The organism is Arthrobacter sp. TJ-240 (genome assembly GCF_058269195.1).
Window position 1 is genome coordinate 663,702 of the sequence record NZ_JBZCNG010000002.1, and the last position, 24,700, is coordinate 688,401.

Here is a 24,700-nt window from a genome sequence, read left to right on the forward strand (position 1 = left end):
TCGGGCTGGGCGTTTTCCCCCATTACTCCCACCCCGGTCGGGACTTCCTGCTGACCCGGGTCTCCGCTGCAGCGCCCCACCATGCGGCGCGCGCTCACGGTCCCGGCGGCGGCAGCGAGCGATGCTAATCTTTTCCCGTCACGCGGACCGTGGGCTGTGCACTCCGCGCCTGCCCGCCGCGCGACGGGCTCGCCGGCCCGGCCGGTACGCCCTCCACCACTTTCTTCGACGGCGGCAGCCTGGGGGCAGCGCATGACGACGGTTCTCGTCCGCACAGCGGACCTTATCCCGCACCGGTCCAGCCGCCCTGGACAGGCCGGCTCGGCGCGTCCGGGCCGCGGGGCCCGGAATGTACGCTGGACCCGATGAGCTCCGATGACAAGGACCCCCGGCTCGCGATGCTCGTCGAGAGCATCGTGCGCCTCTCGCGCGGGGAACTCAGCAGCCGGATCGAGCCCTCCAGCGCACGGGACGAGGTCGACGCCGTCATCACCGGCGTGAACCTGCTCGCCGAGGAGCTCGAACAGGTCTACGAGCAGTTCGAGAAGCGCGTGGAGAGCCGCACCGCCATGCTCCGCCAGGCACACCTGGACATGATGAAGATGGCGATGTCCGACGCCCTCACAGGCCTCGCCAACCGCGTCGCCCTCATGGACGCCATCGAGGAGGCGCTCAACCAGGCTGCCCGGGGGACCCCGCCTCCCGCCCTGCTGCTCCTGGATCTCGACAGCTTCAAGAACGTCAACGACCGCTTCGGCCACGACGCCGGCGACCGCGTGCTGCAGGAGGTGGCCTCCCGCCTCAACAGCGTGGTCCGGGAGAGCGACGTCGTGGCCCGGCTCGGCGGCGACGAGTTCGCGATCCTCCTGCCCGGCGCCACCATGGACACGGCGATGCACGTCGCGCGCAGGGCCCTCGAGGTCCTCGGTGAGCACATCCGCCTCGACTCCCTGTACGTCCACGCGCGCGCGAGCATCGGCGTCCGTCTCGGTACCGCCGACCAGACGGCGGAGGAGCTCCTGCTCGACGCCGACACGGCCATGTACGCGGCCAAGCGCGAGGGGCGCAGCATCATCAAGCTCTTCGAACCGGTGATGCTCTACTCCCGGCAGCTCCGGAGCCAGATGGCCACGGAACTCCGCGGCGCCATCAGCTCCGACGAGCTCGTGCTGCACTACCAGCCGGTGGTGGAGCTGGCCACCAACCGGATCCTCGGCGTCGAGGTCCTGGTGCGCTGGCAGCACCCGCTGCGGGGTCTGATCCCGCCGGACACCTTCATCCCGCTCGCCGAGGAGATCGGCGTCATCCACGACCTGGACCGCTGGGTGATGTCGACGTCCCTGCGTCAGCTCGCGCAGTGGCGCCGGGACCTCCCCCTCGACGACGACTTCCAGCTGAGGGTCAACCTGTCCGCCGTCGAGCTCAAGCAGCTCGACCTCGTGGACCACATCCGCGGCCTGCTCCGCGAGCTCGACCTCCCGGCACGCAGCCTCGTGGTGGAGATCACCGAGACGGCGATCGTGACGCGCGGCGAGGTGGAGATGTACTCGCTGCTGAGCCTGCAGCAACTGGGTGTCGGGATCGAGATCGACGACTTCGGGACGGGGTACTCGTCCATCAGCTACCTCCGCGAGCTGCCCGTCAGCATGGTGAAGGTGGACCGCTCCCTGCTCGTGGAGCTCAACACGCGGCCGGGTCAGCTCGACTTCGTCGCCGCCATCCTGCAGCTCATCCGCGCTGCGGGCCTCGAGGCCGTCTTCGAGGGCATCGAGACGCGTGAGCAGGCGGCCCAGCTGCGGGAGATGGGCTGTGCGAGCGGTCAGGGCTACTACTTCAGCCGACCCATGCCGGCGGAGGAGGCGGGGGCGCTCCTCGCCACGACACGCCACCTGCGGGTCGGCGAGGGGGTCGACGGCCCCGAGCGGGCTGCTTCCCGCTGACTCTCCCGGAGACCGGGACGGCGCCCGTCCGCCCTGGAAGGGGCGGGTGGGCGCCGTCGGGCCGTGCTCAGACCAGGCGCGTCAGCCAGCCGTGCATGTCCTCCACGGCGCCGGTCTGGATGCCCAGCAGCTGGCTCCGGATGGACATGGTGACCTCTCCCGCCGCGGAATCGGCGGCTCCGATGTACTCGTCGCCGTCACGCAGTCGGCCGATCGGCGTGATGACGGCGGCCGTGCCGCACGCGAACACCTCGGTGATGTCGCCGGCAGCGACACCGTCGCGCCACTCGTCGAGGGTGATCTTGCGCTCGACGACGTCCAGCCCGCGGTCGCGACCGAGCTGGATGATCGAGGACCGGGTGACGCCCTCGAGGATGGTGCCCGAGAGGGCCGGGGTCACGAGGGACCCGTCGCGGAAGACGAAGAACACGTTCATGCCGCCGAGTTCCTCCACGGCGTTGTCGTTGAACTGGTCGAGGAAGAGCACCTGCTTGCAGCCGTGCGCCTCGGCCTCCAGCTGGGCGGCGAGGGACGAGGCGTAGTTGCCGCCGGCCTTCGCCGCACCCGTCCCACCGCGCCCTGCCCGGGCGTAGTTCCGGGAGACCCAGATGTCGACCGGCCTGACCTCCCCGCCGAAGTAGTTGCCTGCGGGGGACGCGATGACGCGGTAGGACACCTCGCGCGCGGGCCGGACGCCGAGGAACGCCTCGGTGGCGATCATGAACGGCCGGAGATACAGGCTCTCGCCGTCCCCCGACGGGATCCAGTCCTGGTCGGCGGCGACGAGTTGGCGCAGTGATTCGAGGAACAGCTCCTCGGGCAGCTGGGGAAGCGCGAGGCGCGCCGCGGACCGGTTGAGGCGGGCCGCGTTGGCGTCGGCACGAAACGTCCATACGGAGCCGTCGGCGTGGCGGTAGGCCTTCATGCCCTCGAAGATCTCCTGCCCGTAGTGCAGGACGGCGGCCGCGGGGTCCAGGGCGATGGGACCGTAGGGCTCGAGGCGGGCGCTGTGCCAGCCACCGACACCGGACTCGTCGACGCGGAAGTCGACGATCGCGGTGTGGTCGGTGAAGAAGTTGCCGAAGCCCGGATTCGCGAGCACCGCCTCCCGCTCCTCGACCGGTGTGCGCCGGGTCGACAGGTGCTGGGCGAACGGGGTTTCGGTGGCAGTCATGGTTCCTCCGCGCTGGAACGGACTGCACGTGCGGCGCGGCCGCCGTCGTCCGTCGGTGGTCAGTGCTGCGGCACTGGGTTAACGATGTGTAACCACCTTAGGACACGGCAGCGGCGATGGCATCGCCGACGGCGGTCGTACTGCGCGCGCCCGAGCGGGAGGCGATATCCGCTTCGACCGCCTGCTCGATCCGGGCGGCGTGCGCGTCGAGGCCCAGATGCCGGAGGAGGAGGGCCGCCGAGAGGATCGCGGCCGTCGGGTCTGCGATCTGCCGTCCGGCGATGTCGGGCGCGGACCCGTGGACGGGTTCGAACATGGAGGGAGCGGTGCGGTCCATATTGAGGTTCGCCGATGCCGCCAGCCCGATTCCTCCCGAGATCGCCGCCGCCAGGTCGGTCACGATGTCGCCGAAGAGGTTGTCGGTGACGATCACGTCGAAGCGGGAGGGGTCTGTGACGAGGAAGATCATGGCGGCGTCGACGTGCAGGTAGTCGTGCTCCACCTCGGGGAACTCGACCGCGACGGCATCGACGATGCGCTTCCACAGGTGGCCCGCGTGGACGAGGACGTTGTGCTTGTGGACGAGGGTCACCTTGCGGCGGCGACCCTCGGCCCGTTGGAAGGCGTCGCGCACCACGCGCTCCACGCCGTGCGCCGTGTTGAGCGACACCTCGGTGGCCACCTCGTGCTGGGTGCCGCCCCGCAGGGTCCCGCCGTTGCCGGTGTAGGGGCCCTCCGTGCCCTCGCGAACGACGACGAAATCGACGTCGCCGGGGTCGGCGAGAGGGCTGGGGACCCCCGGGTAGAGCCGGGTGGGCCGCAGGTTCACGTAGTGGTCGAGCGAGAACCGGAGTTTCAGGAGGAACTCGCGTTCGATGAGTCCCGACGGTACGAGGGTGTCACCGGGCGCCGCGCCCACGGCCCCGAACAGGATGGCGTCGTGCGTGCGCAGCCGCTCGAGCGTCGCCTCCGACAGGGTCTCCCCCGTGGCGAGCCAGTGCTCGGCACCGAGCTCGTACTCGGTGAGCGCGACGTCCACGTCCGTGCCGACGGCCGCGAGGAGCACCTTGACGGCCTCGGTGGTCACCTCGGGGCCGATCCCGTCTCCGGGGATGACGGCGAGGTCGATACGGCGGGAAACGTCGGTCGGTGCGTCGGTCATCGTCCCAGCCTAGGAAGGCGTCCGGGCCGGGTGACAATCCGTCCGCTGGGTGAGACGGGTCCACCCAGGGTCGGATGTGCGGCGGCGGCGCCCGCCCTAGAGTTGGTTGCCATGGACATCCACCTCCGGCTCGCACACTGGGTGCGCACGCACCCCGGGACGCTGGACGTCTGCCTCGCCCTGGCGATCCTCGTCTTCCTGGTCCTCCCCTTCGCCGCCAGCGGCGTGCAGGGGTCCGCCGGCATCGTCGCGGTGTCCCTCGCCGTGGTGGTCCCGCTGGTGTGGCGCCGGTCCCGGGTGATGCTCTCGGCGGGGATCGTCGCCGGCGTCTCGGTGCTGCAGGTCCTCCTCGGGATCGAGCCGGTCCCCGCACAGTTCGTCATCCTGATCACCCTCTACACCCTGGCCGCCTACGGCCCGCGGTGGGCGAGCCTCGGCGGCCTCGCGCTCGCCCTCGTCGGCGCGGCCGTGGGCCTCCTGCGGTTCGGTGACCTGATCGGGCTGGACGTCAGCGCGTCCGCGCTCACCTCGGTGCCGCTGTACCTGATCGTGCTCTTCCTCGTGGAGGCGCTCGTCCTCCTGGCATGGACGACGGGTGACCTCGCGCGTGCCCGCCGCCGGACCTACCAGGCGCTCGAGGACAGGACGCGGCGGCTCGAGGTGGAGAGGCAGCAGGAGCGCGACCTCGCCGCCGCGGACGAACGCAGCCACATCGCCCGGGAGATGCACGATATCGTGGCGCACTCCCTGTCGGTGATCATCACGCAGGCCGACGGCGCCCGGTACGCGAGCGCGCAGGCACCGGAACTGGCCGTGCAGACGCTCGGCACCATCGCCGAGACCGGCCGGGGCTCCCTGCGCGAGATGCGGCGGCTGCTCGGGGTGCTGCGCGGCGACGAGACCGCCTCCACCCGTCCACTGCCCACCCTCGACGACGTCGACTCCCTCATCCAGTCGGTACGGCACTCGGGCGTACGGGTCGCGTGCCGCCGCATCGGCACGCCGCGCGGCCGGCTCCCCCTCGGCGCCGAGCTGACCGCCTACCGCGTGGTGCAGGAGTCCCTCACCAACGTGCTCAAGCACGCGGGTGCCCGCACGACCACCGAGGTGACCCTCGAGTACGGCGTGCGCGGGCTCGCCGTCACGGTCGACGACGACGGGCGCGGCGCGGCGCCCGACCCCGCGACGGCAGGCGCGCGCCAGGGGATCATTGGGATGACCGAGCGCGTCCGGCTCTATGACGGAACGGTGTCGGCGGCACCGCGCACGGGCGGCGGCTACCGCGTGGAGGCCTTCATCCCCTACACCCAGGCCTAGGCTGAGCCGGGCAGCCGGGCAGCCGGGCAGCCGGGCAGCCGGGCAGCACGGCAGCACGGCACGCGCGGCGAGCCGGGAGCAACACGATCCGACAGCATGCAGGACGAGACCAGGAGCGCAGGACCACCGTGGACAGCACCACCACTACCGCAGGCAACACCGACGACGACACCGACGACAGCACCAGCGACACCGCACCGATCCGCATCGCGATCGTCGACGACCAGCACCTGGTGCGCAGCGGATTCGCCATGCTCATCAACTCGCAGCCCGACCTCCACGTGGTCAGTGAGGCGGCCAACGGCGAGGAGGCGGTCAGGGCCCTCGCCGCCACGCGCGCCGACGTCGTCCTGATGGACGTGCGCATGCCCGGCATGGACGGCATCGAGGCGACGCGCCGCATCCTCGCCGGTGCGTCCGCCGCTGGGCAGGGGAAGGACGGACCGCGGATCGTGGTCCTGACGACGTTCGACCTCGACGAGTACGCGCTGTCGGCGATCAACGCCGGCGCGAGCGGGTTCCTACTGAAGGACGCCCCGCCCGAGGAACTGCTGGAGGCGATCCGGACGGTGCACCGGGGCGACGCCGTCATAGCGCCCTCGACCACCCGCCGACTGCTCGACCACGTGGCGCCGCTGCTGCGCAGACCCTCCCCCGCCCAGGACGCCCAGGCCGAGGCCGTGGCCCGCCTGACGCCGCGGGAGCGTGAGGTGTTCGAGCTCATCGCGCAGGGACTGTCCAACCCGGAGATCGCCGCGCACCTGTTCCTGTCCGAGGCGACCGTGAAGACGCACGTGGGCCACATCCTCGCCAAGCTCGAGGCGCGGGATCGCGTCCAGGCCGTCGTGCTGGCCTACGCGACGGGCGTCGTCCGGCCCTGACGGCTCGGGAGACCTCGCACCGGGTGCTTCCGGTCGCAGGCCGGGAGCCTCCTGCTCATCCCCCGGTATGAGAGGACCTGGCCGGAACCCCGGCCCGTGAACCGATCCCGGGACGGACCGCGATCCGTAGCGTGGGAGCATGACAACCTCCACGAATCCTTCCGCAGTGCCGCCGGGAGCCCCCGCCGTGTCCTCCTCCCCCGCGGACGGCGCCGTCGCCGCCCGCGGCGTGTCCAAGAGCTACGGCCGCGGCGAGACCGCCGTGCACGCCCTCCGCGACGTCTCCCTCGACTTCGCCCGGGAGCACTTCACCGCGATCATGGGGCCCTCCGGATCCGGCAAGTCCACCCTCATGCACTGCCTCGCCGGACTCGACAGCGTCGACACCGGACGTCTCTGGATCGGCGGCACCGACATCACAGGACTCCCCGACGCCGACCTCACGCGCCTGCGCCGCGAACGGGTCGGCTTCGTCTTCCAGGCCTTCAACCTCGTCCCCACGCTGACAGCGGAACAGAACATCACGCTGCCCGTCGCCCTGGCCGGCGGCACGGTGGACGGCGAATGGCTGCAGCAGATCTCCTCCACCCTGGGCCTCACCGACCGGCTGTCCCACCGCCCCCACGAACTCTCCGGCGGCCAGCAGCAGCGGGTCGCCGTCGCACGCGCCCTCCTCACCCGGCCCGACGTCATCTTCGGGGACGAACCCACCGGCAACCTCGACTCGGCGACGGGTGCCGAGGTGCTCTCCCTGCTGCGGCGCAGCTGCCGGGAGATGGGCCAGAGCATCATCATGGTCACGCACGACCCCGTGGCGGCCTCCTACGCCGACCGCATCGTGCTCATGAAGGACGGCGCGCTCGTCGGCGAACTCGAGCAGTCCGCGCCGGACGCCATCTCCAGCGCCCTCGCAACCCTGGGAGCCTGACGTGCTGCAGATAGCGCTCGCGCAGGTGCGGGTCCATGCCCGCCGCTTCCTCGCCGTCGGCCTCGCCGTGATGCTCGGTGTCGCCTTCCTCTCCGCCACCCTCATGGTCGGCGCCACCACGCAGGCCAGCCTCCAGCAGAGCGTCGGTGCCGCCTACGCCACGGCCGACCTCGTGGTCACGGGGCAGGACGGCGCGGACGTCCCCGCCGACGTCGTCGACCGGCTCGCAGTCCTCCCGGGCGTGGCCACCGCCTACGGCCTCGAACGCGCCTACGGCCAGCTCGCCTCCGGCTCGCAGACCTCCCTCGCCGCCTTCACCACCACCGCTCCGGCGGACCTGCGGAACGCGGAGGTGACGAGCGGCTCCTACCCGGGCTCCCCGAGCGAGGTGGCGCTGGACGAGACCTCCGCCGGACGCCTCGGCGTCTCGCCCGGGGACACCGTGGCCCTCGGTGACGGTGCCGATCAGGCCCCTGCCGCCCTGGGGGGCGCCCTGACGGTCACGGCCCTCACCGCGCCCAGCACCGACCCCGCCCTCTCGGGAGCGGTGCAGGTCATCGCGTCCGTCCCGGTGATCCGCGAACTGACCGGCGGGCCCGCCGTCCGCAACGTGCAGCTCGCCCTGACACCCGGGGCCGACGCCGCGGTGGTGCAGGACGCCGTCACGGCCGCCCGGGAGGAGCCCGGCCTCACCGTCCGCACGGCATCCGAGCAGACGCTCGCCGACGTCGCCCGGCTCTCGAACGGCAACGACATGCTCACCGGGATCCTGCTCGCCTTCGCCGCCGTGGCCGTCCTCGTCGCCGGGCTCGTCATCGCGAACACCTTCTCCGTCCTGGTCGCCCAGCGGACCCGGGAACTCGCCCTGCTGCGCTGCATCGGGGCCGAGCGGCGCCAGATCCGGACCTCGGTGCTCGTCGAGGCCGCGATCGTAGGGCTGACGGGCGCCGTCCTCGGCGTCCTGCTCGCCGTCGGCGTGATGGCCGCGCTCGTGGGCCTCGCCCGCGGGACCGACTTCGGCTCCTTCGCCGTCCTGGCCGTCCCGCCGTCGTCGATCCTCATCGGCGTCGCCGTGGGCGTGGTGATGACACTCCTCGCCGCCCTCGTCCCGGCGCGCGCTGCGACGCGCGTGGCACCGCTGGCCGCACTCCGTCCCGTCGAACCCGTGCACACCGCCGGCAGCGGCGGGAGGATCCGGCTCGCGGCAGGCCTCGCGGCCCTCCTCCTGGGCGCCGCACTCCTCATCCTCGGCGCCGTCACCGCGGCGCTCGGCCCGGCCGTCCTGGGCGGCGCGATCTCCTTCCTCGGCGTCGTGCTCCTCGCACCGTTCTTCATCCCGGCGAGCGTCGCGGCGGTCGGGCGGCTCGCCCGCCCGCTCGGCGTGCCGGGCAGGCTCGCGGCGGTCAACGCCGTCCGCAACCCCGCCCGCACCACGGCGTCCTCGGCCGCCCTGCTGATCGGCGTGACCCTCGTGACCATGATGATGGTCGGTGCGCAGACCGCGCGCACGTCCTTCGACCGCGAGCTCGACGACAACTACGCCGTGGACCTCGAAGTGAGGGTGACCGGTTCCTCCGGCGCTGCAGAGGGCCCGGCATCGCCCCGCGTGGACGTGCCCACGCTCCTGCAGGTCGACGGCGTACGGACCGCCGTCGAGCTCACCCCGGTGCTCCTCACCGGCGCGGACGACGGCGCCCAGCTCGTGTACACGGCGGACGCCGACGAGATCGCCGGGGTGCTGCGCTCCGAGGGGGCGGAGTTGCGGGACGGCATGGTCCTCGCGCCCCAGACCTGGGAGCAGGACGAGGTGACCCTCGAGGGCGGGAACGGCCCCGCCACCCTCCCCGTCACCGCGACGGACTCCGTGTTCTTCCAGCCCCTGATCACCCGGGCGACGGCGGAGCGGCTCGGCGGCACGCCCCCGGAGGCACTGCAGGCCTATCTCGGCGAACCGGCCGCTGCGGGTCCGGCAGCCCCTGTGGCGGACGCGGACGCCTTCGCCGCCGCGGTCGGCTCCACCTTCTGGCTCAAGCTAGCGGACGGACTGGACGCGGAGGGCGTCGCCGAGGTGCAGTCGCGGATCGTCGCCGCCACGGGTATCTCCGAGTACGACGTCACCGGGCCCGCCCTGGAACGGGTGGCGTACAACGAGATCATCGACGTGATGCTGCTGATCGTGACGGCCCTGCTCGCGGTGGCCGTGCTCATCGCGCTCATCGGGGTGGCCAACACGCTGTCGCTCTCCGTGCTGGAACGGCGCCGCGAGAACTCGCTGCTCCGCGCGCTCGGCCTCACCCGCGCACAGCTGCGCGGGATGCTCGCCGTGGAGGCGGTGCTCGTCGCCGGTGTGGCGGCCCTGCTGGGGTCCGCGCTGGGTATCCTCTACGGCTGGCTCGGTGCACAGTCCGCCCTGGGCGGCATCACCCCCGTCAGCCCCGCGGTGCCCGTGGGGCAGATCGGCGCCGTCCTCCTGGTGGCCGTCACGGCAGGGCTCCTGGCCTCCGTGCTCCCGGCCCGCCGGGCGGCACGGCTCTCCCCCGTGGCCGGGCTCGCAACCGACTGAGGCGCGATCCGCCGCCGGGCTGAAGGGCCGGCCCGCCGCCACGGGACAGCGCCACGGGACAGCGGCACGGGACAGCGGCACGGGCGCGCAGCGCCTGTCCGCGGGCCTCGATGGCGACGGACCCGTCCGAGCGGAGCCGGATCCCCGCGGACCAGCACGACCGCGCCGGCCGAGGGCATCGGCGAGATGACCGCCGCGCCGCTACCGCTGCCACGCCGCGCTACCGTAGGGTGATGTGCTGGACAATTCGACGGAAGGACAGGTCATGACGCGCGTCACGGACGGCATCCCCCTGCGCCGGCTGGACCTGGACACCCTGCTGCCGTACCTCGACCTGCATCTCGTGGGTGCGACGAACGGGGTCCGGCTGTTCAAGGCGGCTCGCGTCTCCTGGGCCGGGACCCCGCACGAGAAGGACTTCGAGCGCCTGCGGCAGGAGATCGGCGAGGAGCGCGCCTTCCTCAAGAGGATGATCAGATCGCTGGGTCACCGGCCAGGCGTCGTGAAGATGGCGACCGCACGCGCCCTGTCCGTGGTGGCCGAGCTCGATCCCCTGAATCCCCTGCGCCGGAAGGCGACCGCGGGAGCGCAACTGGAGCTCGAGGCCCTGCAGTCGCTGCTCAAGGGCAAGGAGGCGCTGTGGTCGACGCTCCTCGCCCTGTCGGCCGAGGCGCCGGCTGACGCGGGCGACGCCGTCCTCGACCGGTCGGCGCTCGAGCAGTTGCTGGACGCGTCCAGGCGCCAGCAGGACACCGTGGCACGGATCATGCGCCAGACCGCCCCGGCACGCTTCCTGCGCTACTGACGCTGTCGGACAGCATGCCCGCCTAGCCGGCCGTCGGCTCCTCGTACTTCGGGAACACCGGCGACGGCGCGGGCAGCACCGTGCCGGGCTCGATCCGCCCGTCCAGCGCGCTGAACAGGCGGCGCTCGTCGTCGTCCGCCGTGCCCTGGCCGAGCGCGGTGAGGATCTGCCCGGCGCCGGTCGGCATGACGGGCTGCGCGAGCACCGCCACCACCCGCAGCACCTCGAGCGTGACGTAGAGGACGGTGTTCATGCGCTCGGTGTCCGTCTTGCGGAGGACCCACGGCTGCTGGTCGGCGAAGTACGCGTTCGTGTCACCGAGCACCGCCCAGACGGCCTCGAGCGCACGGGAGAACTCCTGCCGGTCGAAGGCCGCCCGGGTCACGTCGAGCAGGGCGTGCGCCTGGTCGAGGATCCGGTGATCCGCCGGGGTGAACTCTCCCGGCTGCGGGACGGCGCCGCCGCAGTTCTTGGCGACCATCGACAGCGAGCGCTGGGCGAGGTTGCCGAAGTTGTTGGCGAGGTCCGCATTCATGCGTCCCACGACCGCCTCGTGACTGTAGGAGCCGTCCGCGCCGAACGGGACCTCCCGCAGGAGGAAGAAGCGCACCTGATCCAGGCCGTACTGCTCCACCCAGTCCGCCGGGGCCACGGTGTTGCCGAGCGACTTGGACATCTTCACGCCCTTGTTGTGCAGGAACCCGTGGATCATGATGCGCCTGGGCACCTCGAGTCCCGCGGACAGCAGGAAGGCGGGCCAGTAGATGGCGTGGAAGCGGGAGATGTCCTTGCCGATCACGTGCACGTCCGCGGGCCAGAACGTCCGGAACCGCTCGGACCCGGTATCGGGGAAGCCCACGCCCGTGAGGTAGTTGGTGAGCGCGTCCACCCACACGTACATCACATGCCGCGGGTTGCCGGGCACGGGGACGCCCCAGTCGAACGTGGTGCGGCTGATGGAGAGGTCCTCGAGCCCGCGCCGCACGAACGAGATGACCTCGTTGAACCGGGGCTGCGGCGCACCGAACTCCGGCTGCGCCTCGTAGAGATCCAGCAGCTTCTGCTGGTAGGCGGAGAGCCGGAAGAAGTAGCTCTCCTCCTCGGTCCACGTCACCTCGGTGTCGGTCTCCTTCGCGTAGCGCACGCCGTCCTGGCGGACCTCGGTCTCGTCCTCGCCCCAGAACGCCTCGTCCCGCACCGAGTACCAGCCGGCGTACTTGTCGAGGTAGATGTCGCCGTTGGCCTCCATGCGCTTCCAGATCTCGGTCGCGGCGGCGTAGTGGTCCTCGTCGGTGGTCCGGATGAACCGGTCGTAGGAGGTGCCCACGACGTCGTTCATCTCCCGGAAGGCCAGGGCGTTCCGGGTCGCGAGCTCGCGGACCGGGACGCCCTCCCTGTCCGCTGCCTGCTGCATCTTCAGGCCGTGCTCGTCCGTGCCCGTGAGGTACATGACGTCGAAACCGTCGAGGCGCTTGAAGCGCGCCATGGCGTCGACGGCGATCGTCTCGTAGGCGTGCCCGATGTGCGGCTCGCCGTTCGGGTAGGAGATGGCTGTGGTGATGTAGAACGAGGGCTTTGCGTCTGCGGAGGTCACCCTATGAAATTACCCCGGTCCATGCGGATTCGCCCAAGTGCGAAGACGCGGAGGCGCTCAGGCCCGCCCGAGGGCGTCCAGCCCCAGCACGGCGTGCACGCCCCAGGTCCGGTTCGCAATCTGCGTGACCCGGAGGTCGACGACGGCCCCGGCGAGGGCCAGCGCGGCCTTCCGCTCCAGCCCGTGCAGCTGCTGCATCCACGTGAGCATGGCCCCGAGGGCGTGCGCCGTGGCCCGGTTCAGGTCGGCGTCGAAGCCGAAGGTGATCCGCGCGGTCGGAGTGAGCGCATGGATGGTGTCCAGCGGGGCGTCCCGGAGGACGTCGACGGTGATCGTCGTCGTCATGCCGCACTCGATCGCAGTGCCACCCACCTCGCCGTCGCCCTGGGCGGCGTGGCCGTCGCCGAGGTGCAGCAGCGCGCCGGGCACGGTGACCGGCAGGAAGAGCGTGGAACCGGCCGTGAGTTCGCGGCAGTCGATGTTGCCGCCGCCGGCCGGGCGCGGCGGCGTCGTCGAATGCTCGCCCCGTGCGGCGGGAGGCAGACCGACCACGCCGAGGAACGGCGCGAGCCGCACCACGTGCCCGTACTGGTCGGTGCCCGTCCGCGCCTCGGCGTCCAGGTCCCACAGCAGCCAGGCGGGGTCCGTGCCCTCGAGGCCGAGCCGGCGGGCGAACGCGTCGTCGGGCCGCGCGGCCGCGGTCCATCCCCAGTCGGCCGGCTCCAGGGACTCGAAGCGGACCGCGAGCACGTCGCCGGGCCCGGCCCCGGCCACCTCGATCGGGCCCGTGAGCGCGTGGCCCTGCCGGTCCGGGAACCGGTAGGGCGTCACCGCTCCGGGTGTCGGCTGGCGTTCGAGGTGCCCGCGGGCGTCGAGGGACTCGACGATCACGCGGTCCCCGGGAACCACGCGCAGCACGGGCGCGGTGTCGCGGGAGAGGACCTGGGTCGCCGTCGCCTGCACGGCGGGCAGGTGGTGCGTGGTCATGGGAGCTCCGTGTCCGGTACCGGCCGTCAGTCCTGCAGATCCACTTCGCGGGCCACGGTCGCGCCGATCTCGGCGCGGATCGCGTCGAGGACGTCCTGCGGCACCGAACTGTCGACCGTCAGCAGGGACAGCGCCTGCCCGCCCTCCTTGTTCCGTGCGACCTGCATGCCGGCGATATTGATATCCCGCTCCCCGAGCAGGCGACCGAGCGCGCCGATCACGCCGGGCCGGTCCGCGTAGAGCAGCACCAGGAGGTGGTCGCTGATGGGGATCTCGAGGTCGTAGCCGTTCACCCCGACGAGCTTCTCCACCTGCTTGGGTCCGGTGAGCGTCCCGGCGACCGAGATCCGCGAGCCGTCGGACAGCGCTCCCCGCAGGCGGAGCACGTTGCGGTACTCGTCGGACTCGGACGTGGTCACGAGACGGGATGTGACACCGCGCTGCTCGGCCAGGAGCGGCGCGTTCACGTAGGACACCTGCTCGGAGACGACGTCCGTGAAGACGCCCTTGAGCGCCGCGAGTTCGAGGGCCTTGACGTCGAGGGCCGCGATCTCCCCGGCCACCTCGATGTCGATCTGCGTGAGCGAGGCGTGGGTGAGCGCCGTGAAGATCCGGCCCAGCTTCTCCATGAGCGGGATGCCCGGGCGGACGGCCGGATCGATGACGCCGCCGGCCACGTTGACCGCGTCGGGCACGAGCTCGCCGGCCAGCGCCAGCCGGACCGACTTCGCCACGGAGACGCCGGCCTTCTCCTGGGCCTCGACGGTGGACGCCCCGAGGTGCGGGGTCACCACCACGCTGTCGTGCGCGAAGAACGGCAGGTCGGTGCTCGGCTCCGCCACGAAGACGTCCACGCCGGCTCCGGCGATCTGCCCCTGCTCGAGGGCGGCCTGCAGGGCCTCCTCGTCCACGAGGCCGCCGCGCGCCACGTTGACCACGTAGGCGGTGTCCTTCATCAGGGCGAAGGCCTCGGCGCCGAGCATGCCCACGGTCTCGGGGGTCTTCGGCATGTGGATGGTCACGAAGTCCGACTCGCGCAGGAGCTCCTCGAGGGACACGAGCCGCACGTTGAGCTGGGCGGCCCGCGCGGAGGTCACGTACGGGTCGTACGCGAGGATCTGCGTGCCGAAGCCCTGCAGCCGCGCGGCGACGAGCGCACCGATGCGGCCGAGCCCGATGATGCCGATGTTCTTCTCGTAGAGCTCCGTGCCCGAGTACTTCGAGCGCTTCCACTCGCCCGCTTTCAGGGCCGCGCTGGCCTGCGGGATGTTGCGCGCCAGGCTCAGGATGTGCCCGACGGTGAGCTCGGCGGCGGAGATGATGTTCGACGTCGGCGCGTTCACGACCATCACCCCGGCCTGGGTGGCGGCCTTGATGTCGACGTTGTCGAGTCCCACACCGGCGCGCGCGATGACCTTCAGCTTCGGGGCGGCGCGGATGGCCTCCTCGTCCATGCGGGTGGCCGAGCGGACGAGGACGGCATCGACGTCGGCGAGGGCTCCGAGGAGCTGCGCGCGGTCGGCGCCGTCGGTGCTGCGGATCTCGAAGTCGGGTCCGAGGGCCTCGATGGTGGCGGGTGAGAGTTCCTCGGCGAGGAGCACGACGGGCTTGGTGGTCACGGGGATTCCTTCGGGGAGGGTGGGGCGGGATCGGGGCGCGGTCCGGGCGGACCGGCACCGGACACACGTCCGGCAGGGCACCCGCTCGTCGTCGAGCGTCGGGCGGGTACCCTGCCGGGAGGGAGGCTAGCGCGCGACGGAGCCCTCGGTGTAGTCGTCGCTCGTCTTGATCCACGAGAAGAGCTTGCGGAGCTCGCGGCCCGTGCTCTCGATCGGGTGGTCCTCGCCCTTCTTGCGCAGAGCGGCGAACTCGGGCGCTCCGGCGTCCTGGTCGTCGATGAAGCGCTGGGCGAAGGCACCGCTCTGGATGTCCGCGAGGACGGCCTTCATGTTCTCCTTCACCTCGGGGGTGATGACGCGGGGGCCGGAGACGTAGTCGCCGTACTCCGCGGTGTCGGAGACGCTCCAGCGCTGCTTGGCGATGCCGCCCTCGACCATGAGGTCGACGATGAGCTTGAGCTCGTGCAGCACCTCGAAGTACGCGACCTCGGGCTTGTAGCCCGCCTCGGTCAGCGTCTCGAAGCCGTACTGGACCAGCTGCGAGGCGCCGCCGCACAGCACGGCCTGCTCGCCGAAGAGGTCGGTCTCGGTCTCCTCGGTGAAGGTGGTCTCGATGACGCCCGCGCGCGTGCCGCCGATGGCCTTCGCGTAGGACAGGGCGAGGTCGCGCGCCTTGCCGGAGGCATCCTGCTCGACGGCGATGAGGTCGGGGACGCCGCGGCCGGCCTCGAACTCGCGGCGCACGATGTGCCCGGGGCCCTTCGGCGCCACGAGGGCGACGTCGACGTCGGACGGGGGCTGGATGTAGCCGAAGCGGATGTTGAAGCCGTGGCCGAAGAACAGGGCGTCGCCGGCCTGCAGGTTCGGTGCGATGTCGTCCTTGTACACGTGGCGCTGCACCTGGTCGGGGGTGAGCACCATGATGAGGTCGGCCTCGGCGGTGGCCTCGGCGACCGACAGGACCCGGAGCCCCTCGGCCTCTGCCTTGGCGCGTGACGCCGATCCCTCCTTCAGCCCGACGCGCACGTCGACGCCGGAGTCCCGCAGGCTGAGGGCGTGGGCGTGGCCCTGGCTGCCGTAGCCGATGACGGCCACGGTGCGGCCCTGGATGATGGACAGATCGGCGTCGTCGTCGTAGAACATCTCGGTCACGGGTGTTTCTCCTTGTGTGGGTGGTGCTGGAATGGGGGGCGGGTGCGCTCAGGCGCTGCGCAGGGCCTGACTCGAGCCGCTCATCGACTTCGCACCGCGGCCGATCGCGAGCGTGCCCGACTGCACGATCTCGCGGATGCCGAACGGCTCGAGGACGGACAGGAGCGCCGAGAGCTTCTCGGGGGTGCCCGTGGCCTCGATGATCAGCGAGTCGATCGCCACGTCGACCACGGACGCGCGGAACAGGTCGGCCGCCTGGGTCACCTGCAGGCGCGTGGCGGCGTCGGCCCGCACCTTGATCAGCATGTGGTCGCGCTGCACCGACTGCTCCGTGGTCAGTTCCACGATCTTGAGCACGTTGATGAGCTTGTTGAGCTGCTTGGTGACCTGCTCGAGGAGGTCGCCCTCGGCTTCGACCACGACCGTGATGCGGGACATGCCGGCGATCTCGGTGGGGCCGACGGCGAGGGAGTTGATGTTGAACGCGCGCCGGGCGAAGAGGCTGGCCACGCGGGTCAGGACGCCGGGTACGTCCTCGACGAGCACGGAGAGTGTGTGTCGTGCCATGGTCAGTCCTCCTGCTCCCACGTCGGGGTCATGTTCCGGGCGATCTGGATGAGGTCGTTGCTGACGCCCGAGGGCACCATCGGCCACACCATGGAGTCCCGGCTCACCACGAAGTCGATGACCACGGGGCGGTCGTTGATGGCCAGTGCCTGCTCGATGGTCGCGTCGATGTCCTCGTCGCGCTCGCAGCGCAGACCCACGCAGCCGTACGCGTCGGCGAGCTTCACGAAGTCAGGCACACGGACGGTGTCGTGCCCCGTGTTGAGGTCGGTGTTGGAGTAGCGGCCCTCGTAGAACAGGGTCTGCCACTGCCGCACCATGCCCAGGGAGGAGTTGTTGATGACCGCGACCTTGATGGGGATGTTGTTGATCACGCAGGTCGCGAGTTCCTGGTTGGTCATCTGGAAGCAGCCGTCGCCGTCGATCGCCCAGACCACGCGGTCCGGGCTGCCGACCTTGGCGCCCATCGCGGCGGGCACCGAGTAGCCCATGGTGCCGAGCCCGCCGGAGTTCAGCCAGGCATGCGGGCGCTCGTACTGGATGAACTGGGCCGCCCACATCTGGTGCTGCCCCACACCGGAGACGAAGACGCCCTCGGGACCGGTCAGCTCGCCGATGCGCTTGATGACCTGCTGGGGGGCGGAGAGGCCGTCCTCCGGCTGGGTGAAGCCCACCGGGTAGGTCTCGCGCAGGTGGTCGATGGTCCTCCACCAGGTGGAGATGTCGGGGCGTTCCTGCGCCTCGAAGCTCTCGCGCACGGCTGCGGTCAGCTCCGGGATGATCTCCTTCACCGATCCGACGATGGGCACGTCCGCGGTGCGGTTCTTGGAGATCTCCGCAGGGTCGATGTCCGCGTGGATGACCTTCGCGTTCGGCGCGAAGCTGGACAGCACGCCGGTGACGCGGTCGTCGAAGCGGGCGCCGAGCGTGATCAGGAGGTCCGCCTGCTGCAGCGCGGTCACGGCGGAGACGGAGCCGTGCATGCCGGGCATGCCCACGTGCTGCCGGTGCGAGTCGGGGAAGACGCCGCGGGCCATGAGGGTGGTCACCACGGGGGCGCCGACGAGCTCGGCGAGCTCCTTCAGCTCTGCCGAGGCGTGGCCCTTCACGACGCCGCCGCCCACGTAGAAGACGGGGCGCTGCGAGCCGCTGATGAGGCGGGCGGCCTCGCGGACCTGCTTCGCGTGGCCGCGCACCACGGGCCGGTAGCCGGGGATGTCGACCTTCGGCGGCCAGGAGAACGTCATGGTGGACTGCTGGGCGTCCTTGGCGACGTCGACCAGCACGGGGCCGGGACGGCCCGTGGTGGCGATGTGGAACGCCTCCGCGAGGACGCGCGGGATGTCCTGGGCGTCGGTGACGAGGTAGGAGTGCTTGGTGATGGGCATGGTGATGCCGACGATGTCCGCCTCCTGGAAGGCGTCCGAGCCGATGAAGGCGCTGGACACCTGGCCCGTGATGGCGACCATGGGCACCGAGTCCATGTGCGCGTCCGCGATGGCAGTCACGAGGTTGGTGGCACCGGGGCCGGACGTCACGATGCAGACGCCGGGTCGGCCCGTCACCATCGCGTACCCCTGGGCCGCGTGGCCGGCGCCCTGCTCGTGCCGCACGAGGATGTGGCGGAGCCGGGTCGAGGCGAGGAGCGGATCGTACGTGGGCAGGATCGCCCCGCCGGGGAGCCCGAAGACGTCGTCGACGCCGAGTTCCTCGAGAGAGCGCACGATGGCCGCGGAACCGAGCATCTGGACGGGTGCGACGACGTTGTTGGGTCCACGGACGGCGCTCGCCGGGATGTCCCGAGCGGGTGCGGTCTCACGGGCAGGTGCTGCAGGAGGTGCTGGCCTTGCTGCCAACAGCGCCGGGCTGATGGGCGATCCCTTGGACATCTGACAACTTCCTTTGGAACGTACGCTGCACTGCTGCAGGCTGAACTTCGGATTTCCGTGGCGCTGGTTCCCTGCCGACAGGTCATGTCAACAAAAAAACCCCTCGGCCTGGTCGGGCTCTGCGAGGGGTTGCGCGTGACTGCAGTCGTCTACCGGACGGGCTTCAGGCCACGCGCTGTATAAGGACGACGACCACGGGTTCGAGCTGCATATCTGTAGTTTCCACGCCCTCGCGAAAGAGTGTCAACCGACCCCCGCCCGATCTCACATCGTGGACACCCCGTCCGGTGAGTGGACATTAACCCGATGCCGCCGGGCCGGGACGGGAGGGTGCCCGCCCCGGCTCGGAAGGACCCCTAGCCCGTGTACGCCCCCTGGGAGGCGGAGTGCACGAGCTTCGCGTATTTCGCCAGGACGCCCTTGGTGTAGCGGGCGGGCAGCGGCTCCCAGCCGACCTTCCGCTGCTCGACCTCGGCCTCGTCGACGAGGAGGTCGAAGCTCTTCGCCGCGATGTCGACGCGGATGCGGTCGCCGTTGCGCACGAAGGCGATCGGACCGCCGTCGACCGCTTCCGGCGCCACATGGCCGATACACAGGCCCGTGGTTCCTCCGGAGAAGCGGCCGTCGGTGAGCAGGAGGACGTCCTTGCCGAGGCCGGCACCCTTGATGGCGCCGGTGATCGCGAGCATCTCGCGCATGCCGGGGCCGCCCTTGGGTCCCTCGTAGCGGATGACGATGACGTCGCCGGCCTGGATCTCTCCCGCGTCGAGCGCGTCGAGCGCACCCTGCTCGCGCTCGAACACGCGGGCGGTGCCCTCGAAGACGTCGGCATCGAAGCCGGCGCTCTTCACGACGGCGCCCTCGGGGGCGAGGGAGCCGTGCAGGATGGTGATGCCGCCGGTTCTGTGCATGGGGTTGTCGAGCGCACGGAGGATCTTGCCGTCCAGGTCCGGCGGGTCGATCTCAGCGAGGTTCTCCGCGAGGGTCTTGCCGGTCACCGTCAGGCAGTCGCCGTGCAGCAGGCCGGCGTCGAGCAGCGCCTTCATGATGACGGGCACGCCGCCCACCTTGTCGACGTCGAACATGACGTAGCGGCCGAAGGGCTTCAGGTCCCCCAGGTGCGGGATGCGGTCACCGATGCGCGTGAAGTCGTCGAGCGTGAGCTCCACCTCGGCCTCACGGGCGATCGCCAGCAGGTGCAGGACGGCGTTGGTCGAGCCGCCGAAGGCCATGGTGACCGCGATGGCGTTCTCGAACGCCTTCTTCGTCATGATGTCGCGGGCCGTGATGCCGAGGCGCAGCAGGTTGACGACGGCCTCGCCGGACTTCCGGGCGTACAGGTCGCGGCGGCGGTCGGCCGACGGCGGAGCCGCGGAGCCGGGGAGCGACATGCCGAGGGCCTCCCCGATGCAGGCCATGGTGTTCGCCGTGTACATGCCGCCGCAGGCACCCTCACCGGGGCAGACGGCGCGTTCGATGCTGTCGAGGTCCTTCAGGCTCATCTTCCCGGCGGCACAGGCGCCGACGGCCTCGAAGGCGTCGATGAGCGTGACCTCCTTCTCGGTGCCGTCCTCGAGCTTCGCGAACCCCGGCATGATAGTTCCGGCGTACAGGAACACGGAGGCGAGATCGAGACGGGCGGCTGCCATGAGCATGCCCGGCAGGGACTTGTCGCAGCCGGCGAGGAGCACGGAGCCGTCGATGCGTTCGGCCTGCATCACGGTCTCGACGGAGTCGGCGATCACCTCACGGGAGACGAGCGAGAAGTGCATGCCCTCGTGGCCCATCGAGATGCCGTCCGACACCGAGATCGTGCCGAACTGCATGGGGAACCCTCCCCCGTCGCGCACGCCCTCCTTGGCTCCCTCCGCCAGGCGGTTGAGGGACAGGTTGCAGGGGGTGATCTCGTTCCAGGAGCTGGCCACGCCGACCTGCGGCTTGGCGAAGTCGTCGTCACCCATACCCACGGCACGCAGCATCCCGCGGGACGGCGCCGCGTGGATGCCGTCCGTGACGACGCGGCTTCTCGGCTTGATGTCTGGCGTTGTTCCCGACGTTTTCTCCGGCGTTGTTTCCACGGTCATGCCTGAAGTCTAGGCCCGGGCAACAGGACGGTTTCGCCATGTGACCGCCCTGTTACAGGCCGGCGCATGCCTGCTGAACCCCGACCGGCCGGGCCGGCAGGCCCTTCGTGCGGAGGTGGACCCTCCGGTACAGTGTGGGTCTCACGTGCCGATCTCCCGTCCCGCCGCCCGGGCTCACCGCAGGCGGAGCGCACCCCGGGCACCCGGACCGACAGTTTCCTGCCCCGCCTCCTACCTCTACTACCGCAACGGCGTGATATGTCTCCCGATGAGCCGCACGACTCCAGCAGGCCGCTCGACGGCGGGCAGGGGCTGAAGAACGCCCTGCGCCGCGTCTTCGACGGGCAGATCCCGAACTACGGCGACTACAACCTCGTGTTCGCGGACGGCCACGCCAAGGAGGCCAAGGAAGCCCGGGCTGCGCGCCGTACCGCCACGGCCTACGTGGTCGGCTATCGCTGGAAGCCGGCCGAACTCATGATCGCGCCCGTGGATCTCGCGGCGATCACGGGAGCCGGGGTACCCGTGGAGGTCAACATGACCAATCTCGCCCATGCCCTGCAGTGGGACGACGACGGCAGCTACGAGGTGGGTACGAGCACAGGGCGGGTCTTCCGCTTCGCCGTCGCCCCGGCTCCCGTCCTCGACATCGGGCCGGGGACGCCGCTGCGGCTCGCGCAGGACGTGGACGTCGTGGACTTCACGTCCTTCATGGACGCCTTCATCGCGATGTCCTGACCGGCACCCGGTCCTCCCCCGGCCGCCGGCTACGCCCAGGGGCCGCGCCGCACGAGGTTGTCGGGCTCCTCGCCGTCGCCGAGCCGCTCGATCTGCCGCCGGAGCAGCGCGAGGATGCGCGGCGGGAACGCCTCCGTGTTGCCTCCCACGTGGGGCGTGATGATGACGCCGGGAGCCCGCCACAGCGGGTGGTCCGCGGGAAGCGGCTCGGGATCCACGACGTCGAGCGCCGCCTTCAGCCGTCCGGCGGTGACCTCCCGCGTGAGCGCGTCGGTGTCGACGACGGCGCCGCGGGCGACGTTCACCACCAGGGCGCCGTCGGGCAGCGCGGCGAGCACCTCGCTGCCGATGAGCCCCCGGGTGGCGTCGGTGAGCGGGGTGATCACGACGACGACGTCGTGGTGCGGGGCCAGCTCCACGAGCTCGTCGCTGCCATGGACGTGCCCCAGCTCGTCGTCGCGCGCGGAGCTGCCCACCCGGGTCACGTCCGCCTCGAAGGTGGCAAGGCGCCGGCGGATCTCCTCCCCGATCCCGCCCACGCCGACGAGCAGCACCCGCCGGTCCGCGAGGCCCGGGTAGCGGGCGCTGTGCCAGCGGACCTCCGCCTGCTGGCGCACGGCGTCGTCGATGCCCCGCAGCGAGGCCAGGGCGAGCCCCACGGCGAGTTCGGCCGTGGCAGCAGCGTGGACGCCCGCCGCAGTGGCGATGGCGACATCGGGTCCCACGAGGTCCGCGACGCCGTCGTAGCCCGTGGACTGCGTCTGGACCAGCCGGAGGTTGGGGGCGGCGTCGAGTGCGCCGTCGAGGTGGGCGCGGCCCGTGTAGGGAAGGACGGCGGCGTCGAGCGTGGCCGGGTCGACGCCTTCGGGCGGGGCGGTGAAGTCCCAGAGCACGACGTCGACGGCCGGGGACGCATCCGCGAGCGCCTCCTGCAGGTCGGCGGAGGGGACGCTCACGGTCCGGACGATCGGGGCGGTGGCAGGGTTCGTCATGGCGCCAGCCTAGAGGGAACCGCGCGGCGCCGCCCTCCCCCTGTCCCCCGGCCCTCGGGAGCCGGAGGGGTGGACACGTCCCGCGCCCCGTCCTAGGGTCGGACCATGGCAGCCGCCCGACGGCGACCCGCCCGACTCCTCGCCCGGGCCCTCGCCCCGGCAGCCGCGATCCTGATCGCCGTTCCCGGGTGCTCCCGGGCGGCGCCCGAACCGGACCCGCTGTACGCCGGGGCATCCGCGACCCCTGCCCCACCCCCCGCAGCCTCCGCCTCCCCTGCCGGCGCCGCCGCACTCCCTGGCCTCGTGCACCGCGGGGACGCGGCGACCGGGCTCGGCCTGCCGTGGTCGGTGGTGGTACTGGACGACGGCTCCCTCCTCGTGTCCGATCGCGAGACGGGTGAGATCGAGCGCGTCGACGACGGGACCACCGACGTCATCGGCAGTGTCCCGGACGCGGCGTCCGCGTCGGGAGAGGGCGGCCTGCTCGGACTGGCCGTCAGCCGGACGGGGCCGGGGGCCGGTGAGCCCGACGCCGTGTACGCCTACTACACCTCGGCTGAGGACAACCGCGTGGTGCGCCTGCCGTGGACCGACGGACGGCTCGGCATGCCGGAGCCGGTCCTGACCGGCATCCCGAAGGCGGAGATCCACAACGGCGGCCGGATCGCCGTCGGACCGGACGGCCACCTGTATATCGGCACCGGGGACGCCGGGGTCCGGGACCGTGCGCAGGACCCGGCGGACCTCGGCGGGAAGATCCTGCGGATCACGGCCGACGGCGGGATCCCCGGGGACAACCCGACGCCCGGGTCGCCGGTCTACAGCCTGGGCCACCGCAACGTGCAGGGGCTCGCCTGGGACTCCGCCGGTCGGCTGTGGGCCTCCGAGTTCGGGCCGGAGGTCGACGACGAGCTGAACCTCGTGGTGCCCGGCGGGAACTACGGGTGGCCGGAGGTCACGGGAGCGCCCGGCGACCCCCGGTACACCGACGCCCAGGTGGTGTGGCCGTCCACGGCGGCATCCTCCCCCAGCGGCATGGCGATCCTCGGCGACGTCGCCTACATCGGCGGACTGCGGGGCCAGCGGCTCTGGCAGGTCCCGCTCGACGACGGCACGGCGGGCGAACCCGCCGGCCACTTCGACGGGCAGTTCGGGCGACTGCGCGACGTGGCGGCCGGCCCGGACGGGTCGCTGCTCGTGGCGACCAACGAGCCCGGCGGCGCGAGGATCCTGCGGATCGACAGGGACACCGGCTGACAGCGGGTGAGGACGGCCGTGGACCGGGTGAGGACCGGGCGGAAGGGAGGGGTCGGGAAAGGGGCTGAGCCGCCGGTTTCATGTTTCGGCCGAACTGCTGGTAGAGTCTCATGCTGTTGCGGATGACCGGAGCGAGTGAAATCGTGAAGGAAAACGCCAGGCACCTCTAGCTCAATTGGCAGAGCAATTGACTCTTAATCAATGGGTTCCGGGTTCAAGTCCCGGGGGGTGCACCTCGAATCCCCGTTCTCCAGGTCTCGCCGCCTGCAGGACGGGGATTCGTTCATGTCCGGGCCTACGATGGACGCGTGAACGAAATCCTGTCCTTCGCCGGCAGCTACTGGTGGCTCGTCTTCCCGCTCTCCGGCGTGTTCGCGATCTGGGGCAGGTCGTGGTCCGAGGCGACCGAGCGACGCCACCGCCGCAAGGTCGAGCTCTACCGCCTGAAGCATCCAGGAGCCCTGCACGGCGCTCACGCCCAGCCGGAACCGCCGCAGTCCCACGGGCGCGAGCGGGACGTCCAGCACGTCGCGCGCATGCATGACGAGGTGGACCGCAAGTGGCTGTCCTACGAGCTCGACGCGGCGAAGCTGATCGACTACCCCACCATGACGGACGTGCGGGAGCCGCTGACGGTCGCCTTCCTGCGTGCCAAGCGCGTCGCCGACTCCCTCCGGCCCGAGGATCCCGCCGGCGTGTCCGCGGCGGACCTCGCGGAGTACCGGTCGGCCGTCACCTCCTACGACGTCGCGTTCCAGGTCGCCGAGACGGAGGCCCGGCGCGTGCGGGTGAGCGGCTTCACCCCGCAGGAGCGGCAGCGGCTGGAGACGGCCCGGAAGCTCGTCACGGTCGCGGTCGACGACGCCGCGACCGCCGCCGAACGCCAGACGGCGTACCGGCGGGCGCGCCGCGAACTCGACGGGCTGATCGTCCTGCCGGATGCCACGATCACCGACCTCGAGGAGAGGATCGTGGGCGCCATCGACCAGCGCCGGCCCTGACCTTCCCAGCACGCCCTCCCTGGACGATAATCGCTCCTGTCATCGACAGG

Annotated in this window: 19 protein-coding genes and 1 tRNA gene; 10 read left to right on the plus strand and 10 right to left on the minus strand. The window is 71.3% G+C overall.

The features are described from left to right. Nucleotides 1–365: 365 nt before the first annotated feature. A complete protein-coding gene (locus tag AC4D2C_RS07865) occupies nucleotides 366–1,940 on the plus strand; it encodes a putative bifunctional diguanylate cyclase/phosphodiesterase (protein ID WP_490908663.1) in 1,575 nt (524 codons plus the stop codon). Nucleotides 1,941–2,007: 67 nt separating this feature from the next. On the opposite strand, the gene AC4D2C_RS07870 is transcribed toward AC4D2C_RS07865, so the two are convergent. After that, nucleotides 2,008–3,114, minus strand: a complete 1,107-nt coding sequence (locus AC4D2C_RS07870) for a branched-chain amino acid aminotransferase (protein WP_490913896.1) — start codon at nucleotides 3,112–3,114, stop codon at nucleotides 2,008–2,010. Nucleotides 3,115–3,211: 97 nt separating this feature from the next. Further along, on the minus strand, nucleotides 3,212–4,276 hold the full coding sequence (locus AC4D2C_RS07875) for a 3-isopropylmalate dehydrogenase (protein WP_490913898.1): 1,065 nt from the start codon (nucleotides 4,274–4,276) through the stop codon (nucleotides 3,212–3,214). Nucleotides 4,277–4,387: 111 nt separating this feature from the next. Here AC4D2C_RS07875 and AC4D2C_RS07880 point away from each other — a divergent pair, with 111 nt between their 5' ends. The 5 genes from AC4D2C_RS07880 (at nucleotide 4,388) to AC4D2C_RS07900 (ending at nucleotide 10,770) form a co-directional block, all read left to right on the plus strand. After that, the gene (locus AC4D2C_RS07880; protein WP_490913899.1) at nucleotides 4,388–5,593 is read left to right on the plus strand and encodes a sensor histidine kinase; all 1,206 of its coding nucleotides are present in this window, start codon (nucleotides 4,388–4,390) and stop codon (nucleotides 5,591–5,593) included. Between the two features lie 251 nt (nucleotides 5,594–5,844). Continuing rightward, nucleotides 5,845–6,474, plus strand: a complete 630-nt coding sequence (locus AC4D2C_RS07885; RefSeq protein ID WP_490914050.1) for a LuxR C-terminal-related transcriptional regulator — start codon at nucleotides 5,845–5,847, stop codon at nucleotides 6,472–6,474. 139 nt (nucleotides 6,475–6,613) lie between these two features. Continuing rightward, nucleotides 6,614–7,402, plus strand: coding sequence for an ABC transporter ATP-binding protein (locus AC4D2C_RS07890; protein ID WP_490913901.1), 789 nt, complete (start codon nucleotides 6,614–6,616; stop codon nucleotides 7,400–7,402). Nucleotide 7,403: 1 nt separating this feature from the next. Beyond that, nucleotides 7,404–9,965, plus strand: coding sequence for an ABC transporter permease (locus AC4D2C_RS07895; RefSeq protein ID WP_490913903.1), 2,562 nt, complete (start codon nucleotides 7,404–7,406; stop codon nucleotides 9,963–9,965). Between the two features lie 265 nt (nucleotides 9,966–10,230). Continuing rightward, a complete protein-coding gene (locus AC4D2C_RS07900; RefSeq protein WP_490913905.1) occupies nucleotides 10,231–10,770 on the plus strand; it encodes a hypothetical protein in 540 nt (179 codons plus the stop codon). Between the two features lie 22 nt (nucleotides 10,771–10,792). Here the strand turns inward: AC4D2C_RS07900 and metG are convergent, their stop codons facing one another. The 7 genes from metG to ilvD all read right to left on the minus strand — a co-directional run bounded on the left by metG (nucleotide 10,793) and on the right by ilvD (nucleotide 20,662). Then, the gene (gene metG, locus AC4D2C_RS07905; protein WP_490913907.1) at nucleotides 10,793–12,364 is read right to left on the minus strand and encodes a methionine--tRNA ligase; all 1,572 of its coding nucleotides are present in this window, start codon (nucleotides 12,362–12,364) and stop codon (nucleotides 10,793–10,795) included. 57 nt (nucleotides 12,365–12,421) lie between these two features. Beyond that, nucleotides 12,422–13,351, minus strand: a complete 930-nt coding sequence (locus tag AC4D2C_RS07910; protein ID WP_490913908.1) for an acetamidase/formamidase family protein — start codon at nucleotides 13,349–13,351, stop codon at nucleotides 12,422–12,424. Nucleotides 13,352–13,377: 26 nt separating this feature from the next. Beyond that, nucleotides 13,378–14,970 carry a phosphoglycerate dehydrogenase gene (gene serA, locus AC4D2C_RS07915; RefSeq protein ID WP_490913910.1) on the minus strand — a complete coding sequence of 531 codons (1,593 nt, stop codon included), beginning with the start codon at nucleotides 14,968–14,970 and terminating at the stop codon, nucleotides 13,378–13,380. 126 nt (nucleotides 14,971–15,096) lie between these two features. Beyond that, complete coding sequence (gene ilvC, locus AC4D2C_RS07920; RefSeq protein WP_490908653.1) at nucleotides 15,097–16,122, minus strand: ketol-acid reductoisomerase; 1,026 nt, start codon at nucleotides 16,120–16,122, stop codon at nucleotides 15,097–15,099. A gap of 48 nt (nucleotides 16,123–16,170) precedes the next feature. After that, the gene (ilvN, locus tag AC4D2C_RS07925) at nucleotides 16,171–16,689 is read right to left on the minus strand and encodes an acetolactate synthase small subunit (RefSeq protein ID WP_490908652.1); all 519 of its coding nucleotides are present in this window, start codon (nucleotides 16,687–16,689) and stop codon (nucleotides 16,171–16,173) included. Between the two features lie 2 nt (nucleotides 16,690–16,691). Then, nucleotides 16,692–18,578, minus strand: coding sequence for an acetolactate synthase large subunit (locus tag AC4D2C_RS07930; RefSeq protein ID WP_490913912.1), 1,887 nt, complete (start codon nucleotides 18,576–18,578; stop codon nucleotides 16,692–16,694). Nucleotides 18,579–18,934: 356 nt separating this feature from the next. Further along, a complete protein-coding gene (gene ilvD / locus AC4D2C_RS07935) occupies nucleotides 18,935–20,662 on the minus strand; it encodes a dihydroxy-acid dehydratase (protein WP_490913914.1) in 1,728 nt (575 codons plus the stop codon). A 258-nt stretch (nucleotides 20,663–20,920) separates the two neighbouring features. Here ilvD and AC4D2C_RS07940 point away from each other — a divergent pair, with 258 nt between their 5' ends. Continuing rightward, the gene (locus tag AC4D2C_RS07940; protein WP_490908649.1) at nucleotides 20,921–21,400 is read left to right on the plus strand and encodes a hypothetical protein; all 480 of its coding nucleotides are present in this window, start codon (nucleotides 20,921–20,923) and stop codon (nucleotides 21,398–21,400) included. A 29-nt stretch (nucleotides 21,401–21,429) separates the two neighbouring features. Here the strand turns inward: AC4D2C_RS07940 and AC4D2C_RS07945 are convergent, their stop codons facing one another. Then, nucleotides 21,430–22,392: a 2-hydroxyacid dehydrogenase gene (locus AC4D2C_RS07945; protein ID WP_490913916.1), complete on the minus strand. Its 963-nt coding sequence runs from the start codon at nucleotides 22,390–22,392 to the stop codon at nucleotides 21,430–21,432. Between the two features lie 105 nt (nucleotides 22,393–22,497). Between AC4D2C_RS07945 and AC4D2C_RS07950 the strand changes: the two genes are divergently transcribed. From AC4D2C_RS07950 to AC4D2C_RS07960, 3 genes are all read left to right on the plus strand, one after another. Continuing rightward, on the plus strand, nucleotides 22,498–23,649 hold the full coding sequence (locus AC4D2C_RS07950; RefSeq protein WP_490913918.1) for a PQQ-dependent sugar dehydrogenase: 1,152 nt from the start codon (nucleotides 22,498–22,500) through the stop codon (nucleotides 23,647–23,649). A gap of 160 nt (nucleotides 23,650–23,809) precedes the next feature. After that, nucleotides 23,810–23,882, plus strand: a tRNA-Lys gene (locus AC4D2C_RS07955). Nucleotides 23,883–23,957: 75 nt separating this feature from the next. Next, on the plus strand, nucleotides 23,958–24,650 hold the full coding sequence (locus AC4D2C_RS07960; protein ID WP_490913920.1) for a hypothetical protein: 693 nt from the start codon (nucleotides 23,958–23,960) through the stop codon (nucleotides 24,648–24,650). Nucleotides 24,651–24,700 lie beyond the last annotated feature (50 nt).

Excerpts from the sequence above, each read along its gene's own strand:
- AC4D2C_RS07945 (WP_490913916.1), bottom strand. The coding sequence starts at position 22,392 with ATGACGAACCCTGCCACCGCCCCGATCGTCCGGACCGTGAGCGTCCCC.
- AC4D2C_RS07875 (WP_490913898.1), bottom strand. The coding sequence starts at position 4,276 with ATGACCGACGCACCGACCGACGTTTCCCGCCGTATCGACCTCGCCGTC.
- ilvN (WP_490908652.1), bottom strand. The coding sequence starts at position 16,689 with ATGGCACGACACACACTCTCCGTGCTCGTCGAGGACGTACCCGGCGTC.
- AC4D2C_RS07865 (WP_490908663.1), top strand. The coding sequence starts at position 366 with ATGAGCTCCGATGACAAGGACCCCCGGCTCGCGATGCTCGTCGAGAGC.
- AC4D2C_RS07900 (WP_490913905.1), top strand. The coding sequence starts at position 10,231 with ATGACGCGCGTCACGGACGGCATCCCCCTGCGCCGGCTGGACCTGGAC.
- AC4D2C_RS07885 (WP_490914050.1), top strand. The coding sequence starts at position 5,845 with ATGCTCATCAACTCGCAGCCCGACCTCCACGTGGTCAGTGAGGCGGCC.
- AC4D2C_RS07910 (WP_490913908.1), bottom strand. The coding sequence starts at position 13,351 with ATGACCACGCACCACCTGCCCGCCGTGCAGGCGACGGCGACCCAGGTC.
- AC4D2C_RS07890 (WP_490913901.1), top strand. The coding sequence starts at position 6,614 with ATGACAACCTCCACGAATCCTTCCGCAGTGCCGCCGGGAGCCCCCGCC.
- AC4D2C_RS07870 (WP_490913896.1), bottom strand. The coding sequence starts at position 3,114 with ATGACTGCCACCGAAACCCCGTTCGCCCAGCACCTGTCGACCCGGCGC.
- AC4D2C_RS07880 (WP_490913899.1), top strand. The coding sequence starts at position 4,388 with ATGGACATCCACCTCCGGCTCGCACACTGGGTGCGCACGCACCCCGGG.
- AC4D2C_RS07940 (WP_490908649.1), top strand. The coding sequence starts at position 20,921 with ATGTCTCCCGATGAGCCGCACGACTCCAGCAGGCCGCTCGACGGCGGG.
- AC4D2C_RS07930 (WP_490913912.1), bottom strand. The coding sequence starts at position 18,578 with ATGTCCAAGGGATCGCCCATCAGCCCGGCGCTGTTGGCAGCAAGGCCA.
- AC4D2C_RS07950 (WP_490913918.1), top strand. The coding sequence starts at position 22,498 with ATGGCAGCCGCCCGACGGCGACCCGCCCGACTCCTCGCCCGGGCCCTC.
- ilvD (WP_490913914.1), bottom strand. The coding sequence starts at position 20,662 with ATGACCGTGGAAACAACGCCGGAGAAAACGTCGGGAACAACGCCAGAC.